The organism is Rhizobacter sp. P3_B12, from assembly GCF_056402895.1.
Genome location: NZ_JBFUGN010000758.1, coordinates 1 through 3,082, shown reverse-complemented (window position 1 = coordinate 3,082; position 3,082 = coordinate 1). Strand labels below are relative to the sequence as shown.

General features: G+C 63.4%; 3 protein-coding genes. 2 read left to right on the top strand and 1 reads right to left on the bottom strand.

Translation table 11 applies throughout. From position 1 onward, the window contains the following. On the top strand, positions 1–636 hold a 636-nt coding region (locus AC1D01_RS27515; protein WP_477872053.1), incomplete at its 5' end, for a hypothetical protein. A 15-nt stretch (positions 637–651) separates the two neighbouring features. Then, entirely contained in the window at positions 652–1,173 is a 522-nt protein-coding gene (locus AC1D01_RS27510) for an Imm21 family immunity protein (protein WP_477872052.1), read from the top strand. 158 nt (positions 1,174–1,331) lie between these two features. On the opposite strand, the gene AC1D01_RS27505 is transcribed toward AC1D01_RS27510, so the two are convergent. After that, positions 1,332–3,082 (bottom strand): [protein-PII] uridylyltransferase (locus tag AC1D01_RS27505; protein ID WP_477872050.1); only part of this gene is annotated, 1,751 nt, incomplete at its 5' end.

Here is a 3,082-nt window from a genome sequence, read left to right as displayed (position 1 = left end):
CCCGAGCTCTTCGTGATGGAGCAGGTGAAGATCACCGGAAGCGGTGGCCCCACGCTCCCGGCCCCGAACCTGACCTGCACATCGTCGTGCCTGGGAGGGCTCTTCAGGCCGGGGCCGCCGAACTTCGTGCTGATGGCCGCACCAGGCACGCCAGCTCAGAAGTCGTTCCAGCAGGGCCTGAACGCGGGGGCCGCCACAACCACGAGAGTGGTCGGCGGGATTCGCGAGCACGTCCACAAGGAAGCCGAGAACGGATCGGTTATGTGGAAAATGGTCGATGCGGTACTGTCTGTCGGCGATTCCGAGGAACAGGCCGCTGATGGGTTGTCGACCGAGACAGGCAACAATGTTCCAAGCAAGGTTGGGCCAGGATCCTACGCGGGTGAGTCCGTTCCCGTTGGTACAACGTCGCGTCCTACGAAAGAAGAGCAGGAGAAGATCAACGAAATTGGTGATCGAGAGGGGTGCCACACCTGTGGAACAAAGGATCCAGGAACGAAGAGCAAAAATTGGGTTGGCGATCATCAGGATCCGACCAAACTCAATCCTGAAGGAAAATCGCAAAGGTACTACCCACAATGTCTCGGCTGCAGCAACGAACAAGGCGGGCGCATTCGATGGCTTCCGCGTCAATAAGTAGGTGACGCGAAAATGAAGTCAATTCTGTCGGGCGGTGGGCCTTTGATCTCCATCGAACTTGACGCTGTTGATCGTTGGCATGGCGTCTCCGGAAGCGCTGCATTGCCAAGTTTGACTGGATCTCTGAACGACTATCAGCGGGCCTGCACTATTCGCGACTACCTTGGCAAGTTGACCCTGGGGGATCGAACTGCGTTGGTACTCGGGGACATGCCGCTCGAAACATCAATCTGGCATCCACGGAACGAGCTCCCGAAAATCGTGCGTGTGTATTACGGCGATCCTGGTGCCGACATGGAAAATTTGCTTGAGTCAGCCGGCCCACTTGATTTCGGCGATCCCGCGGAGGTGCTGTCGATCGATTTCCAGTCCTCATCAATTGTGATTTTCGACTCTGCATACGCCGGATCAGATGCGGGCATTGAGCGGCTCTCGTTTTCGTTGCCGGTGGGCAAGTATCTTGTCGTCACGAAGCAGTTCCAGCCCGACAAGCGAACCTCAGTTCTCATCCACATGTTTGTTCCATCTCAGTAGGCGAGACGCAGTTCCGAAACACAGCGCCTTCAAGCGACCGAGAGTCAAGCTGCAGGCAGCACCGACAAGCGTGTCTTCGGCCACAGCTGTATCGGGTAGCCGGTCAGCGCGACAGCTGTCGATCGAGTCGCCAGACAGGCTCATCCAACTCAAGCGCACTACGTGATCGCGTCCAGCAACTCGCTCTCGATCTCGATCTGAGTGCGGTTCTGCTGCAGCGCCGAACCATCGATCAGGAACGTATCTTCGACCCGCTCCCCCAGCGTCGTGATCTTCGCGAGCTGCAGGTTGATGTGGTGGCGCGCCAGCACCCGCGAGATCGCGTACAGCAGCCCGGAGCGGTCGCTGGTGGACACCGACAGCAGCCAGCGCTGGCCGCGCTCGTCCGGGCGCAGCAGCACCCGCGGCGTGATCGGGAACGACTTCACGCGGCGCGACAGCCGGCCGCGGCTCGGGTCCGGCAACGGGCCCTCGGCCTTCAGCGCGAGCGCCGCCTGCGTCTCCACCAGCGAGATCAGGTCGCGGTAGTGCTGCTCCATCTGCGGGCTGATCACCTGGAAGGTGTCGAGCGCATAGCCGGCGCGCGTGGTGTGGATCTTCGCGTCCAGGATGTTGAAGCCGGCGCCGTCGAAGTAGCCGCAGATGCGCGCGAACAGGTCGGGCCGGTCGGGCGCGTACACCAGCACCTGCAGCCCTTCGCCCACCGACGACAGCCGCGCCCGCACGATCGGTTCGGTGCTCGTCACGTGGCGGAACAGCGAGCGCGCATGCCAGGCGATGTCGCCGGCGTCGTGGCGCGCGAAATAGCTCAGCTCCAGCGTCTTCCACAGCGGCACCTCGGTGCCCGGCAGCAGCGAGTACAGGTTCAGCGTGTGCCGCGCATCCTGCCGGCGCGCCTCGATCTCGGCGTCCATGTTCGGCGTGGCGCCGCCCAGCGCGCGCAAGGTCAGCCGGTACAGGTCCTCGAGCAGCTTGCCCTTCCAGGCATTCCACACCTTCGGGCTGGTGCCGCGGATGTCGGCCACCGTCAGCAGGTACAGCGCGGTCAGCCGGCGCTCGGTACCCACCAGTTGCGCGAAGTTCTCGATCACCTCGGGGTCGCTCAGGTCTTCCTTCTGCGCGATGCGCGACATCGTCAGGTGGCCCTTCACCAGGAACTCGGCCAGCACGGTGTCGTCCTTGTCGAGTCCGTGGTCGCGGCAGAAGCGCCGCACCTCGGTGGCGCCCAGGTCGGAGTGGTCGCCGCCGCGCCCCTTGGCCACGTCGTGGAAGAGGGCGGCGATGTACAGCACGTACGGCCGGTCCCAGGTGGAGGCGAGTTGCGAGCAGAACGGGTACTCGTGCGCATGCTCCGGGATGAAGAAGCGCCGCACGTTGCGCAGCACCATCAGGATGTGCTGGTCCACCGTGTAGACGTGGAACAGGTCGTGCTGCATCTGCCCGACGATGCGCCGGAACACCCACAGGTAGCGGCCCAGCACGCTGGTCTGGTTCATCAGCCGGAAGGCATGTGTCTGGCCCTCGGGCTGCTGCAGGATCTGCATGAAGATCGCGCGGTTCGCCGGATCGCGCCGGAAATCGCCGTCCATCACCTCGCGGGCGTTGTACAGCGCCCGCAGCGTGCGCGCCGACAGGCCCTTGATGCCGGGCGTCTGCTGGTAGACCAGGAAGGTCTCGAGGATGGTGTGCGGCTCGCGCTCGTACAGGTCGTCGCTCGCCACCTCGAGCATGCCGGCGCGGTCGAAGAAGTGGGTGCCGATCGGGCGCATCGGCGCGTCCTGCGAGCCGTTGATGCGCTCCTCGATGTTCAGCACCAGGATCTGGTTCAGCTGCGTCACCGCCTTGGCCGCCCAGTAGTAGCGGCGCATCAGCTGCTCGGATGCGCGGCGCATCTGCGTGGTCTCGTAGC

What these genes read in the sequence shown, in the direction of transcription:
- AC1D01_RS27510 (WP_477872052.1), top strand. Translation starts at nt 652, where the DNA reads ATGAAGTCAATTCTGTCGGGCGGTGGGCCTTTGATCTCCATCGAACTT.